At 65.2% G+C, this 21,967-nt stretch carries 20 protein-coding genes and 1 pseudogene; 8 read left to right on the forward strand and 13 right to left on the reverse strand.

Annotated elements, in window-relative coordinates:
• The first annotated feature begins 1 nt into the window (after nt 1).
• Nucleotides 2-1,090 (forward strand): ABC transporter ATP-binding protein, encoded by a 1,089-nt coding sequence (locus HYN69_RS08085; protein WP_108435293.1) that lies wholly within the window; start codon nt 2-4, stop codon nt 1,088-1,090.
• A gap of 11 nt (nt 1,091-1,101) precedes the next feature.
• Here HYN69_RS08085 and HYN69_RS08090 read toward each other — a convergent pair whose 3' ends face one another.
• A complete protein-coding gene (locus HYN69_RS08090; protein WP_108435294.1) occupies nt 1,102-1,986 on the reverse strand; it encodes a LysR family transcriptional regulator in 885 nt (294 codons plus the stop codon).
• Between the two features lie 88 nt (nt 1,987-2,074).
• On the opposite strand from HYN69_RS08090, the gene HYN69_RS08095 reads away from it, so the two are divergent.
• Complete coding sequence (locus tag HYN69_RS08095) at nt 2,075-2,863, forward strand: phytanoyl-CoA dioxygenase family protein (RefSeq protein ID WP_108435295.1); 789 nt, start codon at nt 2,075-2,077, stop codon at nt 2,861-2,863.
• 67 nt (nt 2,864-2,930) lie between these two features.
• Nucleotides 2,931-3,920, forward strand: a complete 990-nt coding sequence (locus tag HYN69_RS08100) for a TDT family transporter (protein ID WP_108435296.1) — start codon at nt 2,931-2,933, stop codon at nt 3,918-3,920.
• Nucleotides 3,921-3,924: 4 nt separating this feature from the next.
• Here HYN69_RS08100 and HYN69_RS08105 read toward each other — a convergent pair whose 3' ends face one another.
• Both HYN69_RS08105 and hemB read right to left on the reverse strand, forming a co-directional pair.
• Nucleotides 3,925-4,482, reverse strand: a complete 558-nt coding sequence (locus tag HYN69_RS08105) for a lipid-binding SYLF domain-containing protein (RefSeq protein WP_108435297.1) — start codon at nt 4,480-4,482, stop codon at nt 3,925-3,927.
• Between the two features lie 157 nt (nt 4,483-4,639).
• The gene (hemB, locus tag HYN69_RS08110; RefSeq protein WP_108435298.1) at nt 4,640-5,653 is read right to left on the reverse strand and encodes a porphobilinogen synthase; all 1,014 of its coding nucleotides are present in this window, start codon (nt 5,651-5,653) and stop codon (nt 4,640-4,642) included.
• 149 nt (nt 5,654-5,802) lie between these two features.
• On the opposite strand from hemB, the gene HYN69_RS08115 reads away from it, so the two are divergent.
• Nucleotides 5,803-6,327 (forward strand): component of SufBCD complex, encoded by a 525-nt coding sequence (locus HYN69_RS08115; protein WP_108435299.1) that lies wholly within the window; start codon nt 5,803-5,805, stop codon nt 6,325-6,327.
• 37 nt (nt 6,328-6,364) lie between these two features.
• Nucleotides 6,365-9,814, forward strand: a complete 3,450-nt coding sequence (gene mfd / locus HYN69_RS08120; protein WP_108435300.1) for a transcription-repair coupling factor — start codon at nt 6,365-6,367, stop codon at nt 9,812-9,814.
• A gap of 9 nt (nt 9,815-9,823) precedes the next feature.
• On the opposite strand, the gene HYN69_RS08125 is transcribed toward mfd, so the two are convergent.
• The 3 genes from HYN69_RS08125 to HYN69_RS08135 form a co-directional block, all read right to left on the reverse strand.
• Nucleotides 9,824-11,068, reverse strand: a complete 1,245-nt coding sequence (locus HYN69_RS08125) for a multidrug effflux MFS transporter (protein ID WP_108435301.1) — start codon at nt 11,066-11,068, stop codon at nt 9,824-9,826.
• A 98-nt stretch (nt 11,069-11,166) separates the two neighbouring features.
• Nucleotides 11,167-11,805 carry a DsbA family oxidoreductase gene (locus HYN69_RS08130; protein WP_108435302.1) on the reverse strand — a complete coding sequence of 213 codons (639 nt, stop codon included), beginning with the start codon at nt 11,803-11,805 and terminating at the stop codon, nt 11,167-11,169.
• Nucleotides 11,802-13,289, reverse strand: a complete 1,488-nt coding sequence (locus tag HYN69_RS08135; RefSeq protein ID WP_108435303.1) for a class I adenylate-forming enzyme family protein — start codon at nt 13,287-13,289, stop codon at nt 11,802-11,804. The genes HYN69_RS08130 and HYN69_RS08135 overlap by 4 nt, the downstream gene beginning before the upstream one ends.
• 64 nt (nt 13,290-13,353) lie before the next feature.
• Between HYN69_RS08135 and HYN69_RS08140 the strand changes: the two genes are divergently transcribed.
• The gene (locus HYN69_RS08140; RefSeq protein ID WP_108435304.1) at nt 13,354-13,977 is read left to right on the forward strand and encodes a helix-turn-helix domain-containing protein; all 624 of its coding nucleotides are present in this window, start codon (nt 13,354-13,356) and stop codon (nt 13,975-13,977) included.
• Here the strand turns inward: HYN69_RS08140 and HYN69_RS08145 are convergent.
• The 3 genes from HYN69_RS08145 to HYN69_RS08155 form a co-directional block, all read right to left on the reverse strand.
• A complete protein-coding gene (locus HYN69_RS08145) occupies nt 13,974-14,510 on the reverse strand; it encodes a four-helix bundle copper-binding protein (RefSeq protein ID WP_108435305.1) in 537 nt (178 codons plus the stop codon). The genes HYN69_RS08140 and HYN69_RS08145 overlap by 4 nt on opposite strands.
• Nucleotides 14,511-14,626: 116 nt before the next feature.
• Nucleotides 14,627-14,749, reverse strand: coding sequence for an entericidin A/B family lipoprotein (locus HYN69_RS08150; protein WP_108435306.1), 123 nt, complete (start codon nt 14,747-14,749; stop codon nt 14,627-14,629).
• A 7-nt stretch (nt 14,750-14,756) separates the two neighbouring features.
• Complete coding sequence (locus HYN69_RS08155; RefSeq protein WP_407925251.1) at nt 14,757-16,580, reverse strand: extracellular solute-binding protein; 1,824 nt, start codon at nt 16,578-16,580, stop codon at nt 14,757-14,759.
• Nucleotides 16,581-16,907: 327 nt separating this feature from the next.
• On the opposite strand from HYN69_RS08155, the gene HYN69_RS08160 reads away from it, so the two are divergent.
• Nucleotides 16,908-17,681 (forward strand): 3-hydroxybutyrate dehydrogenase, encoded by a 774-nt coding sequence (locus tag HYN69_RS08160; protein ID WP_108435308.1) that lies wholly within the window; start codon nt 16,908-16,910, stop codon nt 17,679-17,681.
• Nucleotides 17,682-17,800: 119 nt separating this feature from the next.
• Here HYN69_RS08160 and HYN69_RS08165 read toward each other — a convergent pair whose 3' ends face one another.
• The 4 genes and pseudogenes from HYN69_RS08165 to HYN69_RS08180 all read right to left on the reverse strand — a co-directional run bounded on the left by HYN69_RS08165 (nt 17,801) and on the right by HYN69_RS08180 (nt 20,944).
• Nucleotides 17,801-18,484, reverse strand: a complete 684-nt coding sequence (locus HYN69_RS08165) for a DUF502 domain-containing protein (RefSeq protein ID WP_108435309.1) — start codon at nt 18,482-18,484, stop codon at nt 17,801-17,803.
• A 53-nt stretch (nt 18,485-18,537) separates the two neighbouring features.
• Nucleotides 18,538-19,446 carry a pseudouridine-5'-phosphate glycosidase gene (locus tag HYN69_RS08170; protein ID WP_108435310.1) on the reverse strand — a complete coding sequence of 303 codons (909 nt, stop codon included), beginning with the start codon at nt 19,444-19,446 and terminating at the stop codon, nt 18,538-18,540.
• Nucleotides 19,447-20,034, reverse strand: a complete 588-nt coding sequence (locus HYN69_RS08175) for a DUF1349 domain-containing protein (protein WP_216824672.1) — start codon at nt 20,032-20,034, stop codon at nt 19,447-19,449. It lies immediately after the preceding gene.
• Nucleotides 20,031-20,944, reverse strand: a pseudogene (locus tag HYN69_RS08180) (PfkB family carbohydrate kinase). The gene HYN69_RS08175 and the pseudogene HYN69_RS08180 overlap by 4 nt, the downstream one beginning before the upstream one ends.
• A gap of 160 nt (nt 20,945-21,104) precedes the next feature.
• Here HYN69_RS08180 and HYN69_RS08185 point away from each other — a divergent pair.
• Nucleotides 21,105-21,911 carry a homocysteine S-methyltransferase family protein gene (locus tag HYN69_RS08185; protein WP_216824673.1) on the forward strand — a complete coding sequence of 269 codons (807 nt, stop codon included), beginning with the start codon at nt 21,105-21,107 and terminating at the stop codon, nt 21,909-21,911.
• The last annotated feature ends 56 nt before the right edge of the window (nt 21,912-21,967 follow it).

Raw genomic sequence — 21,967 nt, forward strand, 5'->3', positions numbered from 1 at the left:
GATGGCGAACCTGAAGCTGGCAAACGTCGAAAAAGCCTATGGCGAGGTCAAGGTGTTGAAAGACATCAACCTCGACATCAAAACCGGCGAGTTGATCGTCTTCGTCGGCCCCTCGGGTTGCGGCAAATCCACCCTGCTGCGGATGATCGCGGGGCTGGAACGCATCACTGGTGGCGATTTCACCATCGACGGCGCGCGGATGAACGACATCCCGCCTGCCCAGCGCGGCATCGCCATGGTGTTCCAAAGCTACGCGCTTTACCCGCACATGACCGTGCGCGACAACATGGCCTTTGCGCTGAAGATCGCCAAGAAGACCGCCGCCGAGATCGAAGCGGCGGTGTCCAAGGCGGCGCGCATCCTGCAACTCGGCCCCTATCTTGACCGTTTGCCCAAGGCGCTGTCGGGTGGCCAGCGCCAGCGCGTCGCCATCGGGCGGGCCATCGTGCGCGACCCCAAGGTCTATTTGTTCGACGAGCCGCTCTCCAACCTCGACGCCGCCCTGCGCGTGGCAACCCGGATCGAGATCGCCCAGCTCAAGGAAAACATGCCCGACTCGACGATGATCTATGTGACCCACGATCAGGTCGAAGCCATGACGCTGGCCAGCCGAATCGTCGTTCTGGCGGGGGGCGGCATCAGCCAGGTCGGCACCCCGCTCGAACTTTATGAACGGCCCGAAAACGAATTCGTAGCACAATTCATCGGCTCTCCGGCGATGAACCTGCTAGCGGGCGAAATCACCGGCACGGGGGCCGTGACCACGATCAAGCTCGACAACGGCGGAACCGCTCGGTCCACCGTGCCCACCACCGACAAGGACATGGGCCTGCGCGTCAACATCGGTGTGCGCCCCGAAGACCTGACCGCCGCCACGGGCGACGCGCTGTTCAGGGGCGAGGTCGAGATTACCGAAGCCCTGGGCGAGGTGACGCTGCTTTATTTCAAGCGCGACACGCCCGACGCCGCGCAACTGGTCGCCAAACTGCCCGGCATCCATGCGGGCCTGCGAAAGACCCATGTCGCCCTGACTGCAATTCCTGAAAAGGTGCATCTCTTTGCGGGTGGCCGGTCGCTGTTGTATCGCTGACCTCGGCAGGGTCATTCGACTTCGGGTGCCGCCAGCAGCGGTGCCAACAGATCGGCAAGCTCTGCCGCCTGTCCGGTCAGCGGGGCGGCATGGGCCAGAACGATCGGCTCGGTCCCCGCATCGGCAATCGGAACCGTGATCACCCGTTGCCCGTCATGGCTGTGGCGCGAGGCGGGGCGCGAATAGCTGATGCCCACCCCCAGCCCGTTTGCAGCAAAGCTCCGCATCAGTTCAAGCGACGCCGTCCGGTGCGCTATGCGCGGGCCAAGCCCCGCACGGCTGAACAACCCCCGCATATGGCCGACCGACAGGCCCTGATCGGTCAGGATCAGCGGCCATTCTGCCACCTCGGCCAGCGTAGCGCCTCGCCGCAGCGTGGCCAGCGGATGCCCCTTGCCCACCACGGCATGCGGCGCGACACGGGCCAGCACGCGCCGCGCTACCTCGTCGCCAAGGCCAAGGTCCCAGGTCAACGCAAGGTCGATCCGCCCTTGCCGCAGCGCCTCGGTCATTGCCTCGAAGCCGGTCACCACCGGCTCGACCCGTATTGCGCTGCCCTCTATCGCGCGCAGCACCCGTGCCAGCAGCGAGGGGGCGAGGTCTTCAAAGCAGGCCAGCCGCAACGGTACCGTCGCCACATCGCCCGCCATCAACCGCCCGAACCCTGCCAGCAGGGTCTGCGCCTCGGCCAGCCAGCCACGCCCGAAGGCGGTGGTGGTGATCGGCCCGCCCGGCCGCCGCAGGAACAGCGGTTGGCCCAAAGCCCCTTCAAGTTGGCCAAGAGCCACCGAAAGCGCGGGCTGCGACACGTTCAACGCCTCGGCCGCCGCCGTGACGCCGCCGAACCGCGCAACCGCGCAGGCATATTCGATCTGTCGCAGCGTGGCATTGAGCATCCCTATGGCCCCGATGAATTCATATTATTTGAAGCTATAAAGCCGGTCTGTCATTCCTGTCACCAGCAAAAGACAAAGGGGGGCGCAGATGGTCACGGTCACGGAACAGATGGTTCAGGATTACCAGCGCGACGGGGTGGTACTGGTCAAGGGCCTGTGGGCCGACTGGGTCGAAACCCTGCGTGAGGGCATCGCCCGCAACATGGCCGAACCGGGCCCCTACGCTGCCGAAAACCTGAAACCGGGCGAGGGCGGTCGCTTTTTCGACGATTACTGCAACTGGAACCGCATCCCCGAATTCGAACGCGTCATCCGCGAAAGCGAAGTGGCCGGGGTCGCGGCCAAGCTGATGCAATCGCGTCGCGTGCAGCTTTTCCACGACCACGTTCTGGTCAAGGAACCCGGCACCTCGAAGCCTACGCCGTGGCATCAGGACGGCCCCTATTACTTTGTGCAAGGGCAGCAGACCGTCAGCTTCTGGTCGCCGCTCGATCCCGTGCGCGAGGCGTCGCTGCGCTGTGTGGCTGGGTCGCACCGCTGGGAGAAAGAGGTTTTGCCAACCCGCTGGCTTGCCGAAACCAGCTTCTACCCCGACAGCGACCGCTACATGCCCGTCCCCGATCCCGATGCCGAAGGCATGTCGATCCGCGAATGGCAGATGGAGCCGGGCGACGCGGTCGCCTTCAATTACCGCACGCTGCACGGCGCGCGGGGCAACGAAACCGCCCAGCGCCGCCGCGCGTTTTCGCTGCGTCTGGTAGGCGATGATGCGGTCTATGTCGAACGCCCCGGCCGCACCTCGCCGCCCTTTCCGGGCCATGACATGCAGCCGGGCCAGCAATTGCGGAGCGATTGGTTCCCCGTGTTGCGCGGCTAGCGGCTTACCATCGGCGGCTTCCCTTTCCGGCACTTGCCCCTATGCTTGCGCCCCAAAAGGAGCCGCCATGGAACCCGCACGCCATCGTCCCAAACTGTTCCCGCCGCCAGAATTTCCGCCGCGCAAGAAGGCCATCTTTTCCCGCATGCCGCCCGCGGTCTTTCCCGCGATCCTGGGATTTGTCGGCCTTGGCCTTGCGATGCGGCGGGGGCTTTCTTCGCACGGTTTCGACGCCACGCCAGCCGATCTGCTGCTTGCCATGGCATGCGCGCTCTGGGCTTTTGCGAGTTTTGCCTATCTGGTCAAGCTGTCCCGCAGGGCAGGGGTGCTGGCCGAGGATCTGCGCGTGCTTCCCGGCCGCAACGGCCTTGCTGCCGCCACGATGGGCGGCATGGCGGTCGCCGCCGCCCTCGTCCCCGTCGCGCCACATGCCGCAGCGATCCTGCTGGTCGTCTCGCTTCTGGTCCATACCGCGCTGACCGTGTTCTCGGCGCTCATGGCCTGCCGCCTGTCGCCCGAGGCGCGGCCCGTCGATCCGGGTTGGCACCTGCGCTTCGTCGGCTTCATCGTCGGCGCGATTGCCGCGATCGGCCTTGGCTGGGCTGCGCTGGCAAACGCGCTGCTCTGGCTGACCATCCCGCTTGCCGTGGCGATCTGGGCTGCGTCGGCGCACCAGTTCCGCCACGCCGCACCGCCCGCCCCGCTGCGCCCCCTGCTTGCGATCCACCTCTCGCCCGCAGCGCTTTTTGCGACCGTCGCCGCGATGCTCGGCCATGATGGCGTGGCGACCGGCTTCCTCGCGCTCGGCACCCTGCTGTTGCTGGCATTGCTGGCCTCGGCCCGCTGGATCACTGCCGCAGGCTTCACGCCGCTGTGGGGGGCCTTCACCTTTCCGCTTGCCGCCTATGCCTCGGCCCTTTTCGCCAATGGCCTTATATGGGCAGGCACAGCCCTTTTTCTGGCCGGAGCCGTCATCATCCCGGCAATCCTGTGGAAAACGCTTACCCTCTGGGCCGCAGGCAGCCTCGCCGCGAAAACCAACGCGGCCGAGGCCTGATGCCTTACGGGATGATGCGCGTGTATTTCACGCCCGCAAGCGTGGCCCCCGCAATCAGACCCTGCTGGCCAAAGACGAAGGGGATGACCGGATCGAGTTCGGTCGTTTCCTTGCCGATGCTGGCGCCCTGTTCGGGTGTGGCATAGCGCAGATCGCCGCTTGCCGCCCAACCCGACCCGCGCCGGAATTCGGCCAAGGCCTGATCGGTCATGAAGAACAGCGCATGGGCATATTGCTGCGCCCCGATCTGCAAGCCGATGCTGGCCTTGGTCGCCGAATAGTAATCGACCGTCACGCCGCGGATCCGCAACGCGCCGCGCCCATAGGCCCCGCCGTAAAGGAACCCCGCCTCGGTGACGAGCGGCATGTAAAGCACCCCCGCCGCACGGTCGGCCAATTCGCGCGTGCCGGGATAGCGCCCGAACAGGTATTCTTGCGTCGCATCCACCCGCGCATCGATCTGGCCCCCGCCGTTCGATCCGACACCGTTGTTGCAAGCGGCCGTCAGCAACAGCGCCGCTCCGGCCCCGCCCAAAAGCGCCCTGCGTGATACATGGTCCATCTTGTCCGCCCTCTCTGGCCTCATCCGGGGCTCTCTGGCCCCGCTCGTCACGCCTAGATTAACCCTTTTCACCGCGCCTGTCATGCCCCGCCATCGGCGCGGGCGGGGATCGGCCCATCACGACACGGCGATCAGGATGGGCGATCAGGATGGGCGATCAGCCCCAGACCCAGCCCGCGCGCAGTTTGCGCGCCACCGCAGGCGCGAAATAGGTCAGGACCCCGTCGCATCCGGCCCGCTTGAAGCACATCAGGCTTTCCATCATCGCCTTGTCGCCGTCGATCCAGCCACGGTCGGCAGCACCCTTGATCATCGCGTATTCGCCCGACACCTGATAGGCATAGGTCGGCGCACCAAAGGCGTCTTTCACGCGGCGGCAGATATCCAGATAGGGCATCCCCGGCTTGACCATCACCATGTCGGCCCCCTCGCGCAGGTCACGTTCGACCAGACGCAGCGCCTCGTCGCCGTTGGCGGGGTTCATCTGATAGGTCTTCTTGTCGCCCTTCAACGCGCCCGATGCCCCCACCGCATCGCGGAACGGCCCGTAAAAGGCGGATGCATATTTCGCCGCATAGGACAGGATCGCCACATCGCTGTGGCCCGCACTTTCCAGCGCCTGACGCATCGCGCCGATCCGCCCGTCCATCATATCCGACGGCCCGATGATATCGGCCCCGCAGTCGGCCTGCACCAGCGTCATCCGCACCAGCGCCTCGACCGTCTCGTCGTTCAGGATCACCCCGTCGCGCACCAAGCCGTCATGACCGTTGGCGTTATACGGGTCGAGAGCCACGTCGGTCATTACCGCAATCTCGGGCACTGCGGCCTTGATCGCGCGGATCGCGCGGTTCGCCAGATTGTCGGGGTTCCACGCTTCCTCGCAGGCTTCGGTCTTCAGCGACGGGTCGGTATAGGGAAACAGGCAGATCGCCGGTATCCCCAGCCCCGCCGCTTCTTCCGCCGCCTTGACCACCTGATCGACCGACAGCCGTTCCACCCCCGGCATCGACGCGATCGGCTCGCGCAGGTTCACCCCGTCACGCACGAAGACCGGCCAGATCAGATCGCCCACCGAAACCACGGTTTCCTGCGCGAGCGCCCGCAGGGCAGGGGTCCGGCGCATACGGCGAAAGCGCGTCATCGGGGTCGGGGCGGCAATCGGGCGCAAGGGAGGTTCCTTTCTGGTGACGGGCAAGCGTATAAGGTCCAAAGGCATAGGTTCGAGGGCTTGCGGTCTTTGCCTCTGACTGCCAGAGAAGAGCATGCGCCTCAAGCCATGTCGTAACGGGCGCAGGACAATCGGGCGGAGAACGCGTCTTGCAATGGTATCAAACCATCTTCGAACTCATCGACATGCGGTCTTTTTCGAACCTGTGGTACTGGGTCGGCCTTTCGGTCTTCTGGTCCACCGTCGGCCATTGGGTTCTGGGCGTGCCGCATGACCTGATCCGCCGCGCCGAAAAGAACGAGGATTTCGCCCGCCACGATGTCGAAACCCTTGTCGCGGTCTATGTTCGCCGGTTGCTCTTTATCGTCCGCACCGCCGGTATCTGGATGGTGGCGGTCCTCTCCTTCGTCCTGAGCGGACTGATGCTGCTGGCAACGCGCTACAATGTCGAATTCGCCCAAGCCGTGCTCTGCCTGTTGCTGCCCGGCTGCATCGTGTTTCTGCTGACGCTTCGCACCGCGCGGATCATCGAGGCGGGCGAGAATGCGGGTACACCGCTTTTGCAGCGCCTGCGCCGCCACCGGCAGAGCGTGCAGGTTGTGGGCATGATCTCGATCTTCTTCACCGGGGTTTTCGGCATGTACCAGAACATGTTGATCGGCGTTTACGGCTAGTGCTTGACCCTGCCGCAGGGGCGGTTAAGTCAGGCCCATGCAGACAGGTCCGAAAATTCTCCTCGGTGGTGCGCCCGAAGGCTATGACGCGCGGCTTCTGGCCCGCGAACTTGCCAAGGGCCAGCCGGTCATCCACATCGCCCGCGACGACAAAAGGGCTGAAGCGATGCGCGCCGCCCTTGCCGTCATGGCGCCGGGTGCGGTGGTGCTTGACCTGCCCGCGTGGGATTGCCTGCCCTACGACCGCGTCTCGCCCAACCCCGAGATTTCGGCACGCCGCATGGCCACGCTTGCAGCACTCGCCGATGGCATCAAGGGCGCGTTCGTCCTGCTCACCACGCTTTCCGCCGCGACCCAGCGCCTGCCCGCGCGCAGCGTGATCCGCGACGCCGCCTTTTCCGCCCGCGTGGGCGACAGGGTGGATGAGGCGCGGCTCAAGAACTTCCTCGTCCGCATGGGCTTTTCGCCCTCGTCCACCGTGGCCGAACCGGGCGATTACGCGCTGCGCGGCGGCATCATCGACATCTGGCCGCCGGGGTCACGCTCGCCCATCCGGCTCGATTTCTTCGGGGACGTGCTCGACGGTGCGCGCCGTTTCGACCCCGAAACCCAGCGCACCACCGAAAAGCTGACCCAGATCGATTTCGCCCCGATGTCCGAGGTCATTCTCGACGAGGCCGCGATCACCCGTTTCCGCCAGACCTATCGCATCGAATTCGGCGCGGCAGGCACCGACGACCCGCTTTACGAAGCGGTCAGCGCAGGCCGCAAGCATCAGGGGATGGAGCATTGGCTGCCCTTCTTCCACGAACGGCTGGAAACCCTGTTCGACTATCTGCCCGATGCCACCGTCATGCTCGACGACCAGTTGACCCCCGCGCGCCTGTCGCGGTGGGAGGGTATCGAGGACCAATATGACGCCCGCAAGGATGCGCTTTCCGCCAAGGGGCGGCTCGATTCCGTCTACAAGCCCTGCGCCCCCGCGTTGCTTTATCTCGACGATACCGCATGGGAGGCCGCAATCGCGCCCCATCGCGCGATCCAGCTATCCCCAAACCCGCAAGCCCCCGGCCCGAACGTACTCGACGCACAGGGCCGGATGGGGCGCAGTTTCGCACCCGAGCGCCAGCAGGAAAACATCAGCCTTTTTGGAGCCTTGGCCGATCATCTTAAGACATTGCTTCAAGACGGCAACGTCATCATCGCCTCATGGTCCGAAGGTGCCCGCGAACGGCTTGAGGGGCTGCTGCAAGACCAAGGCGTAAGCGGCTCGAAACGTGCCAAGGATTTCCGCGACGTGGCCGAGGGTAAGGGAAACCTGTACCTGATGGTCTGGGCGCTCGAATCCGGCTTTACCGCCCCCGGCCTTGCGGTGATTTCCGAACAGGATGTGCTGGGCGACCGTCTGGTCGGCAAACCCAAACGCAAGCGCAAGGCCGAGAATTTCCTGCGCGACGCCGACACGCTGACGCCCGGCGATCTGGTGGTCCATGTCGAACACGGGGTGGGGCGCTACCTTGGCTTGGAAACCATCACCGCCCTTGGTGCGCCGCACGCCTGCGTGGCGCTGGAATATGCCGAAGGCGCAAAGCTGTATCTGCCGGTCGAGAACATCGAACTGCTGTCGCGCTACGGGCACGAAGAAGGCCTGCTCGACCGTCTGGGCGGCGGCGCTTGGCAGGCGAAAAAGGCCAAGCTGAAAGAGCGTATCCGCGAAATCGCCGACCGCCTGATGCGGATCGCTGCCGAACGCGCCCTGCGCCACGCCCCCATTCTGGAAGCCCCCCATAACCTGTGGGAGGCCTTTGCCGCCCGCTTCCCCTATACCGAAACCGACGACCAGCTTTCCGCCATCGCCGATGTGGTGGCCGATCTCGAATCCGGCCGCCCGATGGACCGTCTGGTCGTGGGCGATGTGGGCTTCGGCAAGACCGAGGTTGCGATGCGCGCGGCTTTCGTCGCAGCCCTCGCCGGCATGCAGGTGGCGGTGATCTGCCCGACAACGCTTCTGGCCCGCCAGCACTACCGCAGCTTTGCCGAACGCTTCCGTGGCTTTCCCATCACCGTCCGCCCGCTGTCGCGCTTCGTGTCGCAAAAAGAAGCCAACGCCACCCGCGATGGCCTTGCCGATGGCACGGTCGACATTTGCGTCGGCACCCATGCGCTGCTGGCCAAGGGCATCCGCTTCAAATCGCTGGGCCTTTTGATCATCGACGAAGAACAGCATTTCGGCGTGACCCATAAAGAACGCCTGAAAGAGATGCGCTCGGAAATCCATGTCCTGACGCTGACCGCAACGCCCATCCCGCGCACCTTGCAACTGTCGCTTGCAGGCGTGCGCGACCTGTCTATCATCGCCACGCCCCCCGTCGACCGTCTGGCAATCCGCACCTACATTTCCGAATTCGACACCATCACCCTGCGCGAGGCGCTCTTGCGCGAACGCTACCGTGGCGGCCAATCTTTCATCGTCGTCCCGCGCATTTCCGACCTGCCTGAGATCGAGGAGTTCCTGCACACCCATGTGCCGGAATGCAGCTACGTCATCGCCCACGGCCAACTCGCCGCAGGCGATCTCGACGAGCGGATGAACGAATTCTACGACGGCAAATATGACGTGCTGCTGTCCACCACCATCGTGGAAAGCGGTCTCGACATCCCCACCGCCAACACCATGATCATCCACCGCGCCGACATGTTCGGCCTGTCCCAGCTCTACCAGATCAGGGGGCGCGTGGGGCGGTCAAAGACCCGCGCCTATTGCTTCCTCACCACCAAACCCCGCGCGCCGCTGACGCCCCAAGCCATGAAGCGCCTGCGCCTGCTCGGCGGGCTGGACAGCCTTGGCGCCGGTTTCAACCTCGCCTCGCACGACCTCGACCTGCGCGGCGCGGGCAACCTTCTGGGCGAGGAACAGTCCGGCCATATCAAGGAAGTGGGATACGAACTTTACCAGCAGATGCTGGAAGACACGATCGCCAAGATCAAATCGGGCGAACTCTCTGGCCTGTCCCCCATCGACGACCAATGGGCGCCGCAGATCAACCTCGGCGTGCCTGTGCTGATCCCCGAAGATTACGTGACCGACCTCGACGTGCGGCTTGGCCTTTATCGCCGCCTGTCGTCCTTGCAAACCAAGGTCGAACTCGAAGGCTTCGCCGCCGAATTGATCGACCGTTTCGGCGCATTGCCGAAAGAGGTGAACACGCTGCTCTTGATCGTCCGCATCAAGTCGATGTGCAAACGCGCAGGCATCAGCCGGCTTGATGCAGGGCCAAAGGGCGCGACCGTGCAGTTCCACAACGACAAATTCGCCAACCCCGCAGGTCTGGTCGATTTCATCAAGGCCGATCCGGCGGCAAAGGTGAACGGCAACAAGATCGTCATGCTGCGCGACTGGAAAACCGAAGGCGACCGCATCAAGGGCGCCTTCGCCATCGCCCGCGATCTGGCGGAAAAGGTGGTCAGGCCAAAGGCTAAGGCCTGACCTCGGCGGTCAGCGCCCAGCCTTTGGCAGCCAGCGCATCAAGGCCAGATTGACCACCGAAAACGCCAGCACCCCCAGCATCAGGGGCAGGGGTGATCCGTCAAAGGCCAGCCCCACCGGCACCGCCAGCACGACCGAAAGCACCGTCGACACCGCCCCGATCACGCTTGATGCCATGCCCGCCTGATGTCCCACAGGCTCCATCGCCATGGCGTTCAGGTTGCCCATCGTCAGGCTGGTGACGAAAAACACCGAAGCCGACCACAAAAGATGCGCCCAAAAGGCAGCACCCGCAGGCCAGACGCCAAAGGCCCATGCCGCCGTCATCACCGCCGTAAACCCCGCATGCGCGACGAGCGACCGCGAGATCATCCCGCGCATCCCCACCCGCATCACCAGACGCGCATTGATGAAAGCGGCCGTCGCCGAACACAGCGCGATCAGCGCGAACCACACGGGGAATTCATCGGCCCGCCCGAAGGTCACGTCGAAAATCGGCTGCGTCGCCGAAAGCGTGGCAAAAAGCCCCGCCAGAAACAGCGTCTGCATCGCGGTCGAGATCACCACCACGCGGTGCGACAGCACGATCTTGAACGCCTCCCACAGCGCGGCCGCCTTCAGGGGGTGGCGGTCCTCGGGGTGGATCGTCTCGGCCTGCCGCAGCCCGATCCACAGGCAGGACACCAGCGAGAACACGAGGAAGGCAAGGAAGATCGTCCGCCAATCGGCAACCGCGATGATGCCCGCCCCCATGAAGGGCGCGATGGCGGGCACCAGCATGAACACCATCATGGTGAACGACATGATCCGCGCCATCTCGCGCCCTTTGAACAGGTCGCGCACCAGCGCCATCGACACCACGCGCGGCCCCGCAGCGCCAAGCCCCTGCACCAGCCGCGCCAGCAGCACGGTTTCCAGCGTGGGCGCGAAATAGGCCGCGACCGCCGCCACGCAGTAAAGCACCGCACCGGCCATGATCACCGGCTTTCTGCCGAACGTGTCCGACAGCGGCCCCGCAAACAGCGTACCGATCCCCATGCCAAAGACAAAGGATGTCAGGATCAACTGCGCCGCATTGGGTGCATCCGGCGTCAACTCGGCCGCGATCTGCGGCAGGGCGGGCAGCATCGCGTCTATGGAAAACGCGATGGTGGCGAAAAGCATCGCGATCATCGCGATGAATTCGGTCTGCCCCAGACGGGCGACAGGCGGACGGGCAGGGGCGGGGCGGGTTGTGTGTATGGTATCGCTCATCCGACCCACGTATCCACGCGCGCCCGCGCAGGCAATCCGGCACCGGCGCACAGAGCGCCCTGCGATTTGGCCCGAAACCCGCCGCGCGAACGCGCGCGCTACTCTTTCGCTTTTGCGGTCAATTCGTCGATCACGCCCTGCCATAGATGCACGGGCTGCGCGCCCGAGACCACATATTGCTGCGCGATCAGGAAGGTTGGCACCGCCGTTACCCCCTTTTGTCGCGCATCCTGATCCCGCGCAAAAAGGTCGTCGCGGTCCGCATCGGTCGCCAGCAGCCGCGCCACGGCGGCAGAGTCCATGCCGACCTCGCCCGCAATCCGCGCCAGAGTGGCGTGGTCGCCGACATCCAGCCCCTCGCGCCAATGGGCGCGGAACAGGCGGGACACCATCGCCGTCTGCCGCCCCTCGATCCCGGCCCAATGGATCAGCCGGTGCGCGTCAAGGGTGTTGGGAAGATGCGCGACCTTGTCGATCTCCATCTCGGCCCCGGCCTCTTTCGCGGCCTTGGCCACGTTCTGCATCATGGAAAGCGCCCGTTCGCGCCCGCCGAATTTGCCCGCCAGATAGTCCACATGCCCCACCCCTTCGCGCGGCATGTCGGGGTTCAGCTGGAACGGATGCCATTCGATGCGGAACGGATGATCCGCCCGGCTTTCCATCGCACGGTCCAGATGGGTCTTGCCGATGTAGCACCACGGGCAGACGATGTCGGAGAAAATATCTAAACGGATCACGGTACAGCCCTTTCGGCATAAAGCGCCCTCAGGGCGCGGCGGTTGAGCTTGTTGTTGGCCGAACGGGGCAGGGCGTCAACCCGCATCCACAGCCGCGGCTGCTTCCATCGCGCAAGCGTGAGCGCGGCGCGTTCCTGCAAGGCGGCTTCGTCGGCGTCGCCTGTATGGAACCCCGCGATCACCCGCACGCCGGGTTTCACCTCGACCTCGGTCACCGCGACCTCGGCCAGCCCCGCAAAGGCCGCTTCCACCTCCAGCGGCGACACGCGAAACCCGCCCGCATTCATCATCTCGTCGGCGCGTCCCAGATAGGAGATCGCCCCGTCTGTCGCCTGCCGCACGATATCGCCGGTCGCGAACCATTCGCCCCGATACCGCGCCTGTGTCGCCGCCTCGTCGCCCAGATAGCCCAGCATCAGCCCCGGATCGCTGCGATGCACCGCCAGAACCCCTTCACCCTCCACGGCATCGAGCACCATCACCCTCCGCCCGTCTTGCGGATAACCCGCAGCCCCCCGTGGCGCGGGCCGAAGGGGTGAACCGGAAACAAAGGTCGAACACTCCGACATGCCCAGCGCCTCGTGCACATCCGTCCCGGTCCGCGCCCGCCATTCGTCGGCCAGCGCCACCGGCATCGACTCGCCCGCCACCAGCGCGTGGCGCAGGCGCGGCAGCGCGGGCAAAGCCCCCCGCAGCACCTGCCGCACCACGCCGGGGGCGGCGGCAAAAATCGTCGCATCGAAGCGTTTGAGCAAAAGCCCCAGCGCCTCGACCGGCACGCCCGCCGCAGGCACCAATGCAGTCGCGCCCACCGTCCACGGGTCCATCAGCCCCGTGCCCAGCGTATAGGTCCAGTTCATCGCCCCCGCATGCAGCAGGCGGTCGGCCTCGGCCAAGCCCTCCCAGCCCTGATGCATCATCCGACGCGCCCAGATCGCACGGTGCGCGTGGCCCACCGCCATCGACCGCCCGCTGGTGCCGCTGGTAAAGACCACGTAGCCCAGCCGTTCCGGATCGCCCATGGCCCAGTCGCAGGGCGGCAGCGCCTCCATCGCCAGCACGTCGCGCGCCGCCATGACGGGGCAGGGCAGCGGGTCGGGCAGTGCCACGCCGTCCTCGGCCACGATCAGCGCAGGCCCGATACCCCCCGCCATCCGCGTGATCTCGGCCACCGTCAGTGCGGCCGAGGTCGGCACCGGCACCAGCCCCGCCGCGATCGCCCCCAGAAACAGCACAGGGAATGCGACGCCGTTGCCCACCCGCATCAGCACGCGGTCGCCCGGCTGCAGACCCCGCGCCAAAAGCCCCGTCCCGCAGCCCCGCGCTGCCGCTTCCAGCCGCGCGTAACTCCACCGCTCGGCACCCGTTTCGCGCAACACCTGCAGCGCAATCTTGTCGGGCAGGCGCGCGGCACTGTCGCCCAGCACATGACGGGCGAGGTTGAAGGGCGCGGGGCAGGGGTCGGCGGGCGGGGTGACTGTCATGGTCTCCGTTCTAACGCAGCCCTCCACGGTTGCAAGCAAGCGCGCCGCCCTGTAAGGGCCTGCCATGGCCGGAAGCGACCCCAAATCCATGATCCGCATCGCCCGCGAAAGCGGAGACGAGACGCCTGCGCTTCCGCTCGATCTTGGTTTGCGCGTGCGCGAATTGCGAAAAGCCAAGGGCTGGACGCTGGAACAGGCCGCCGTGCAGGCAGGGCTCGCCCGCTCGACCTTGTCCAAGATCGAAAACGGCCAGATGTCGCCCACCTACGAGGCGTTGAAAAAGCTGGCCGAGGGCCTGTCGATTTCGGTGCCACAGCTGTTTACCCCGCCGTCGCGCGCGCAGGTTTCGGGCCGGATGACCACCACCAAGGCGGGCGAGGGGGCAGGTCACGCAACCGCCACCTACGAGCACGAACTTCTTGCCGCCCAGATGTCGCGCAAGCAGATGCTGCCCTATCGCGCCCGCATCCGTGCCCGCGATGTTGCCGAATTCAACGGCTGGGTCCGTCACGACGGCGAGGAATTCCTGTACGTCCTGACCGGCGTTGTCCGGCTTTACACCGAATTTTACGAACCCGTAGACCTGCGACGCGGCGACAGCGCCTATTACGACGCCAGCATGGGCCACAACGTCATCAGCTTGTCGGATGAGGATGCGACGATCCTCTGGGTCACCTCGCTGGTCTAGATCGCAGTGCTTCGGCCGGCTCCATCCGGTCCGTCGTCGCCGATGTCCATGCCCTCCGGCACATCGATCGCTGCCCCGGCATCCTGACCCGGATCGTTCCCTGCCGATCCGACAACCCGATCCGAAGGACCACCCCCGACATCGCCGATCGCCCTCTGGCAGGCATCGGCGCAGGCGCGGCAGGCTTCCGCGCAGATGCGGCAATGGTCGTGCATGGTGGCGTGGCGCTCGCATTCCTCGGCGCACAGGTGGCAGGCCGTGGCGCAAACCGACAGCATCTGCGCGATCAACTGCGCGTTCGATCCCGTCCGCCGCGTCGCCAAAAGCCCCGTGGTCGCGCAAATATCGGCGCAATCGAGGCACAGCCGCACGCATTGGCGCAACCTCTCGACCATGTCCTCGGCCAGACAGGCATCGGCGCAACTGGTGCAGGTCTGCGCGCAGGACAGGGTTTCTTCGATGGCCGCGATCAGCAGATTGGCGGTGCCGCCCTTCACATCGGGATGGGCGGCGATGATCTCTTCTACGCGCATGGGTCGGCTCCTCTGGCGGGTTTGTTCCGGTCAACGCCGCCCCCGCCCCCCTGTTCCGCGCAAATGCAAGGGGCCGGACATAGCTGTCCGGCCCTTTGGCATCGCTGGAAACCGGTTCAGCCGCCGAACCAGCCCTGCACGGTCTGGGCACCTTGCGACACATCCTGCCCCACACCCGAAACCGTGTTGCAACCCGTCAGGGCCGCAGCCAGCATCCCGATAAGCACGATCTTCTTCATCCTGTCCTCACTCCTCATACCACCAGACATCCGGCTGCCAGCCCGGCCAGTCGCCATAGATCGGCAAGCGGTCGGGGTGGCGCAGGCCCTTGGCATAGGCCAGCCGTGACACGTCCGAATACCAGATCGGTATGACATAGCGCCCCGAGGTCAAGACACGATCCAGTGCCTCGACATGGGCGTCGAACTCGGCAGGGTCCGCCGCCGCAAGCATCCCCGCGATCAGCGCCTCGGCTGCGGGGGAATTCATCCCCATCCAGTTGCGCGATCCGGGTTCGGTGATGCCCGCAGCACCCCAGTAAAGCGTCTGCTCGTTGCCCGGCGACAGCGACAAAGACCGCACGTAATGCGTCATGTCGAAATCGTAATTCGTCGTCCGTTCCTTGTATTGCGCCGAATCGACGGTGGTTACCCGCGCGTCGATGCCCAGCCGCTTGAGCGCCTCGACATAGATGGTCGCGGCATTGATGATGTCATCGGCCCCGTTCGTGATCAGGATCTCGAAGCTGAACGGTTCTCCCGCAGCGTTCTGCAACACACCATCCGTCACCGTCCAGCCGGCCGCCTCCAGCAGCTTGGTCGCCGCCCGCACGTTCTTGCGGTTCGGCTCGGTGCCATCCGAAGCGGGCAGGGTGTACCCCTCGATCGCGCCGGGCAGCAGACCGGCCTTGAACGGCTCAAGCAACTCGGCCACGCGCGCTTGGGCGGGCGCACCCGCCTGCATCCCCAGCGTGGAATTGCCGAAATAGCTGGTGATCCGCGGCGGGATGCCCCCGTTCAGCGTCTTGTTCACCAGCTCGAAGTTGAACGCATAGGTCAGCGCCTCGCGCACCCGCCAATCGGCAAACATCGGCTTTCGGGTGTTGAACACAAACCCTTCGATCCCCGAGGGGCGCCGATGCGGGATCACCTCTTTGATGACCTTGCCTTCGGTCACCGCCGGAAAGTTGTAATTCTGCTCCCATTTCACCGGATTGGTCTCGCGCCAGCTGGTGATATCGCCGGCCTTGAACGCCTCGAACACCACGCCGGCATCGCCGAAGTATTCAAAGCGCACCTCGTCGAGGTTATAAAGCCCGCGGTTGAAAGGCAGATCCTTGCCCCACCAGTCGGGATTGCGCTTGTAAGCGATCGATTTGCCCGGATCCACCGAGTCCACCACATAAGGCCCCGACCCGATGACCGGATCGAGCGTTGATGCGGTGAAATCCTTGCCCTCCCACTGGGCCTTTTTCAGCACTGGCCTGAGGCCGAGGATCAGCGGCAACTCGCGGTCGGCTGTGTTGAAGGTGAATTTCACCGAACGCTCGCCCGTCACCTCGGTCTTGGCGATCTTTTTCCATGCGGTAGCGTAGCGCGGCTGCCCGAGCGTGCCGAGCGTCTCGAACGACCAGACCACATCTTCGACCGTCACGGGTGATCCGTCAGAGAATCGGGCCGCGGAATTGATCGTGAATTCCACCCAATTGCGCGCTTCATCGGTCCGAATCGACTCGGCCAACAGACCATAAAGCGTGAATGGCTCGTCAATAGAGCGGCCCATCAAAGTTTCGACCGTGTAGCCGGTGATCCCGCTCGGCGCGATTCCGTTCACGATAAAGGGATTGAGCGAATCGAACCCGCCACTCTCGCCGAAGATAATCTTTCCCCCCTTCGGTGCGTCGGGGTTGGCATAGGGCAGCGACACAAAATCAGGGGGCAAAGCCGGTTCGCCATACATAGCTATGCCATGCCGGGGCGCGGTGTCCTGTGCCGAAGCCACCGCGACACAACCCCAAAGTGATACGGCCACCGCCGCCCCGCGCATCGCTTGAAAAACGACCTGTCTCATACCGGCAACAATCCCTCGCGGTGTTTTAGCGTTCCGGCAAGCCTAAGCGCCTGTCACGGCAGTTTCAAACTTTTAACTTGGCCGCCGCGCGCAGGCGGCGTATATAGGGTGCACTGCTCGATAGGTTTCTTGCCTGTATGAAACCTGCCTCAATAACTTAACGCCGGCCTCGTGCCGGCGTTTTTTTATGCCCGAAGCGCAGCCATCCGGTCGGCATCTGCCCAATCCCCATGCAATCCGCGAACCCTCCGCGCAGGCCCTTGGCGCTGGATTTCGCACCCGCAGCATGTCATCCTCGCTGCAAAGCAGCATGACGCGAGGCCCCCCATGACCCTCTTTGGCAAGACCGCCATCATCACCGGCTCGAATTCCGGCATCGGCCTTGGCGTTGCCGAAGAACTGGCCCGCGCCGGTGCGGATGTGGTGCTGAACAGTTTCACCGACCGCCCCGAAGACCACGCGCTTGCCGCGCGCATCGGCTCGAACTACGGCGTCAAGGCGCGCTACATCGCAGCCGACATGTCCAGGGGCACCGATTGCCGCGCCCTGGTCGAGCGGGCAGGCGGCTGCGACATCCTCGTGAACAACGCAGGTATCCAGTTCGTCGCCCCCGTCGAGGAATTCCCGACCGAGAAATGGGACCAGATCATCGCGATCAACCTGTCTTCGGCCTTTCACACCAGCGCCGCCGCCTTGCCCTTCATGCGGGCCAAGGGCTGGGGCCGCATCGTCAACATCGCCTCGGCCCACGGGCTGACCGCAAGCCCGTTCAAATCGGCCTATATCGCCGCCAAACACGGGGTGGTCGGCCTGTCCAAGACCGTGGCCCTCGAAACCGCGGGGCAGGGCATCACCTGCAACGCCATCTGCCCCGGCTATGTGCTCACCCCGTTGGTCGAGGCGCAGATCCCCGACCAGATGAAGGTGCATGACATGGACCGCGAAACGGTGATCCGCGAGGTGATGCTGCAGCGCCAACCGTCGCGCCAATTCGCCACCACATCGCAGATCGGTGGCACAACGGTCTTCCTGTGCTCGGAAGCCGCCGACCAGATCACCGGCACAACGATCAGTGTCGACGGCGGCTGGACGGCGTTGTAGGCGAAGTTTGACGCAAACTTCGCGCCGGAATTTTACGAAAATTCCGGTCCCACCCGCGCGCCCCCGATTTCTGCGTCAGAAATCGTCGCGGAATTTGCGTCAAATTCCGCCTGCGGCGATCATTTTGCCGCCGCAACATCCTTGACCGCCGGATAGACCAGCCCGCCCGATACGATCAGCTTGGCCGCCTCGTCCGGTTTCATGTCCAGAAACACCACCTCGCGCGCAGGAACGAAGACCAGCATCCCCGAGGTCAGCGGCGTCAGCGCAACGAAAACCGCGATCATCTCGTCGCCCTGCGGCAGGCGCGCCGCGATCTCGCCCTTGGGCTTGGTCGCGACCAGCCCCACGGCCCAGCACCCCTCGCGCGGGAATTGCACAAGGCAGGTCCGGTCGAACGACTTTTCCTTCTGGCTGAACACGGTTTCGGTGATCTGCTTCAATCCGCCATAGATCGACCGCACCACCGGCACGCGGTCGACCAGCGTTTCGGCCTGACGCACCAGCGTGCGTCCGATCAGCCCGCGGGCCATCCAGCCGATGATGACGGTAAAGACCAGAAACACCGCGACCCCGACCCCCCGCAGCGGAAAGGCGGATTCCGGCCCGAAGATCCGGTGCATGATCTCTTCGGGCTGATAGGCCGCAGGGATCAGCGGCAAGATCCACGCATCGAGCCAGCCTATGGCCGCCCATGTCAGCCATAGCGTCAACCCGACAGGCAGCACCACCACCAGACCGGTCAGGAAACTGGCCCGCAGCCCTGCAAGAAAGCCGCGCTTTTGCGGTGTGGTCGGTGTCATGTTCTGCCTGTCCCCTTTGGCGCCAATCTAGGCGCGCCCGCGCCCCCGCACAATCACCCTGCCGCCAATGCCTTGGCGATTGCCGCAGCGAGCCGCGCATTGTTCAGCACAAGGGCGATATTGGCGGCAAGCGAGCGTCCTTCGGTCAGTTCGAAAATCCGGCCGAGCAGGAAGGGCGTCACCGCCTTGGCCGCAATCCCCTGCGCCGCCGCTTCCGCAAGCGCGGTCTCGATCACCGGACCGATCAGCTCGCGCGCGATCTCGGCTTCTGCGGGAATGGGGTTCGCCACCAATTGTCCGCCCGGCAGGCCGAGCAGGGCGCGCATCCGGTGTGCTGCCGCAATCGCTTCGGCGCTGTCCATCCGCAGCGGGGCCTTCAGCCCCGAGTCCCGCGACCAGAAGGCGGGAAAGGCATCCTGACCATAGGCGATCACCGGAACCCCTGCCGTTTCCAGATATTCCAGCGTCTTGGGCAGGTCCAAAATCGCCTTGGCCCCTGCAGCCACCACCGTCACCGCCGTCTGCGCCAGTTCGGCAAGGTCGGCCGAGATGTCGAACGAGGTTTCCGCCCCGCGATGCACCCCGCCGATGCCGCCGGTGGCAAAGACCGAAATCCCCGCAAGCCGCGCGCAGATCATCGTCGCGGCCACCGTCGTGGCCCCCGTGCCGCCCGTGGCCACGCAAGCCGCAAGGTCGGCGCGGCTGAGCTTGGCCACATCCCGCGCCTGCCCGAGACGCTCCAGTTCCGCATCGGTCAGCCCGATATGAATGCGCCCGCCCATCACCGCCATCGTCGCAGGCACCGCGCCCCCGTCGCGCACCGCCGCTTCCACCGCGCGCGCGGTTTCCACGTTCTGCGGCCAGGGCATCCCGTGGGTGATGATGGTCGATTCCAGCGCCACCACGGCATGGCCCGCCTTCAATGCGGCATCGACTTCGGGGGAATAGACCAGCGGCAACATTCAGTGATCCTCGTGCAAGGCGCGGGGTATGGCAGGCCCGCAGGTGTAATCCGAAAAAACCGCCCGAAATCCCGCGCGTTCCGGCGAACAGGCCATGATGCCGACCCGTGCCGGACCATCGGGCAGATATCCCAGCCGCGCCATGATCCAGCCGCCCGCAGGGTCTTGCACCTGCACCCGCACCGCATCGCCATGCCGCGTCAGGCGCAGCCGCAAGCGGTCAGCCGCAAAGGGCAGGGGCATCACGGCCCAGTCCGACCGGCCATTGGTCAGCACGGTGGAAAACACCGCCCGCCCGTCGGTCACCTCGACCCCGCATTTGATCCAATGCGTTTCCGAAACGATCAGCATCAGCCCCGCCTGATCGTAAAGCGTGTCATAGGCCCCCGTCACCGTGACCTCGGCGCTGAAATCACCCGTCACGGCGTGGTGCAGCACATGGCCCGAGTGGCGGGTGAAACCATAGAATGTCTCGCGCCAGAAATCGGTCGCCCCCGCTGTCACCACCGCCAGCCCGTCCGGCCCTTCGGTGCAGGTGGCCGGAGGGTTAAGCCATTCCATTGCGTGAAAGCCCGTCTTCGAATTCATGCCGGAACCTCTCCTCCCACATAGACCGCCGCCGCCTTGATCGCTGCGGCCAGCGCCGCCTCGCGCCCCTCGCCACGGCGTTCGGCCACGATATGCGCCGCCATAAAGGTATCGCCGGCCCCTGTGACGCGCGTAACCAGCACCTTGGGGGCGTGCCCGATATGACGCCGACGCCGGCTGTTCCCTCGGCGCAGGTGCGCCCGCCATCCGTCACCAGCACCCGCGCGGCGCCCAGCGCCAGCAACCCCGCCGCCGCCGCCGCTGCATCGGCAAATTCGGTCCGCGCGATCAGCCCCGCTTCTTCGAGGTTGACGTAAAGCACCGCGCCGCCATGCCCCAGCATCGGCACCAACCGCTCGGCCTTGCCCGGTGACGCTGGCGCTATCCGCAAATCCGCCGCCGCAAACAGGGCCGAGCCCGCAATCTCGGCCAGCAAAGCCGCCGTCAGGTTGCCGTCAAGCGCAATCGGCCCGCGCCATGGCGCTTGCGCCGACCCCAAAGACCCATCCGCCAAGGGTCGCAAGATCTTGTCGCCCGCCGCTTCCAGCGAATGTGCATCGGCAATCGCCGCGATCAGCCCGTTCGCCCCCTCGACCGCCATGTAGCGGTCGGTCGGCAGATCGTCCGACCGATAGGCATAGCCCGTGGCGACCCCCATGCGCTCGCAGGCTGCGACCAGTTCGTCGCCTTCGGCATCGCGGCCGATCGCGGTCAGCACCGCTGGCCGCATCCCGAATCGCGCCAGCGTCATGGCGATGTTCATCGCCACGCCCCCCGGCAGCCGCGTGATCCGGCCGGGCACGTCCGACCCTTGCCGCATCGCCAGATGCGACCGGCCGATGATATCCCACAGGATGGACCCGATGCACAGGATGTCGGGCAGGGCAGGGTAAGGGGCGTCATGTTCCATGGACCGCCTTCTAGGGCCGTCACGCCCCGTCTTGCAAGCCTGCCACAGTCGCAGCCCAACTCGACCGGGCAGTTAAAACTGCTTTTCGCCTTTGCCTGCCGTGCTAACCTTGGTTGGTAATATGAATGAACGAAAAGGGCGCGATGATTCCCGCTTGAACATGACCGGGCAGAACATGGCAGCTACCCATCTTCTCCGTTTCATCCACAACCGCGCAGTTTGGCTGGCAACCGATGGCATCGATGCAGGCACCGCGCAGACAGCCGTAACGCTGGACCCCGTGCTTGCGCTCGTGCGGCGGACGGGTGGCGGTCTGGTGATCGAGACGACGACAGTCTGGGCAGGGCAGCCACAGGGCGAACGCCTCGGCCTGTCGGCGCAAGGTATCGCGCATCTGAACAGCAAAGCCGTTGCCTATGCCATTGGCCTGCGGGCGCGCTTCCCCGATGTGCCGTCTGTCATCAACGGCATGGTCGGCCCCTCGGGCGATACCGCAAGCGGACAGGATATCTCGGCCTGGCACGCGCGCATGGCCCATAGCGCACAGATCGCCGCTCTCGCCCAAGCGGGTGCCGAGATGGTCACGGCAAAGGGCATGACCCATGTCGCGGAAGCTATCGGTATCGCAGGTGCCGCAAGCGCGGCGGGCTTGCCTTGCGTGGTATCCTTTGTGATCGACGCAGAAGGCCGCCTTCCCTCGGGACAGGCGCTGGACGAGGCGATCTATGATGTCGAACAGCTTGATGCGGCCCCGCTCTGGTATGGTGTCGAAGGTGCAGACCTGCCCGCCGACCTGTTCCACCCCGCGCAACACTGGACCCGCCGCATCGGTGCCCTGCGCTTGCAAGGGGTCGGCCTGTCCCACCTGATCAACCGTCTGCCGCACCTGCGCGTGATCGCAGCCCCCGTGCCCGCCCTGCAAAGCGCCCTTGCCCCAAGGCGCAAAGCCGCCGCCTCGCGCGCCTGACCCCCGCGCCCCTCTGACCCCCGGCCCCTCTGGCCCGCGTGCAACGATCCGCTTGC

It is taken from the genome of Gemmobacter aquarius, from assembly GCF_003060865.1.
Lineage (GTDB): Bacteria > Pseudomonadota > Alphaproteobacteria > Rhodobacterales > Rhodobacteraceae > Paragemmobacter > Paragemmobacter aquarius.

Excerpts from the sequence above, each read along its gene's own strand:
- HYN69_RS08165 (WP_108435309.1), bottom strand. The coding sequence starts at position 18,484 with ATGACACCGACCACACCGCAAAAGCGCGGCTTTCTTGCAGGGCTGCGG.
- HYN69_RS08155 (WP_407925251.1), bottom strand. The coding sequence starts at position 16,580 with ATGAGACAGGTCGTTTTTCAAGCGATGCGCGGGGCGGCGGTGGCCGTA.
- HYN69_RS08125 (WP_108435301.1), bottom strand. The coding sequence starts at position 11,068 with ATGAGCGATACCATACACACAACCCGCCCCGCCCCTGCCCGTCCGCCT.
- HYN69_RS08100 (WP_108435296.1), top strand. The coding sequence starts at position 2,931 with ATGGAACCCGCACGCCATCGTCCCAAACTGTTCCCGCCGCCAGAATTT.
- HYN69_RS08145 (WP_108435305.1), bottom strand. The coding sequence starts at position 14,510 with ATGCGCGTAGAAGAGATCATCGCCGCCCATCCCGATGTGAAGGGCGGC.
- HYN69_RS08090 (WP_108435294.1), bottom strand. The coding sequence starts at position 1,986 with ATGCTCAATGCCACGCTGCGACAGATCGAATATGCCTGCGCGGTTGCG.
- HYN69_RS08185 (WP_216824673.1), top strand. The coding sequence starts at position 21,105 with ATGACCGGGCAGAACATGGCAGCTACCCATCTTCTCCGTTTCATCCAC.
- HYN69_RS08160 (WP_108435308.1), top strand. The coding sequence starts at position 16,908 with ATGACCCTCTTTGGCAAGACCGCCATCATCACCGGCTCGAATTCCGGC.
- HYN69_RS08170 (WP_108435310.1), bottom strand. The coding sequence starts at position 19,446 with ATGTTGCCGCTGGTCTATTCCCCCGAAGTCGATGCCGCATTGAAGGCG.
- HYN69_RS08105 (WP_108435297.1), bottom strand. The coding sequence starts at position 4,482 with ATGGACCATGTATCACGCAGGGCGCTTTTGGGCGGGGCCGGAGCGGCG.
- HYN69_RS08095 (WP_108435295.1), top strand. The coding sequence starts at position 2,075 with ATGGTCACGGTCACGGAACAGATGGTTCAGGATTACCAGCGCGACGGG.
- HYN69_RS08135 (WP_108435303.1), bottom strand. The coding sequence starts at position 13,289 with ATGACAGTCACCCCGCCCGCCGACCCCTGCCCCGCGCCCTTCAACCTC.
- mfd (WP_108435300.1), top strand. The coding sequence starts at position 6,365 with ATGCAGACAGGTCCGAAAATTCTCCTCGGTGGTGCGCCCGAAGGCTAT.
- HYN69_RS08150 (WP_108435306.1), bottom strand. The coding sequence starts at position 14,749 with ATGAAGAAGATCGTGCTTATCGGGATGCTGGCTGCGGCCCTGACGGGT.
- HYN69_RS08175 (WP_216824672.1), bottom strand. The coding sequence starts at position 20,034 with ATGAATTCGAAGACGGGCTTTCACGCAATGGAATGGCTTAACCCTCCG.
- HYN69_RS08140 (WP_108435304.1), top strand. The coding sequence starts at position 13,354 with ATGGCCGGAAGCGACCCCAAATCCATGATCCGCATCGCCCGCGAAAGC.
- HYN69_RS08085 (WP_108435293.1), top strand. The coding sequence starts at position 2 with ATGGCGAACCTGAAGCTGGCAAACGTCGAAAAAGCCTATGGCGAGGTC.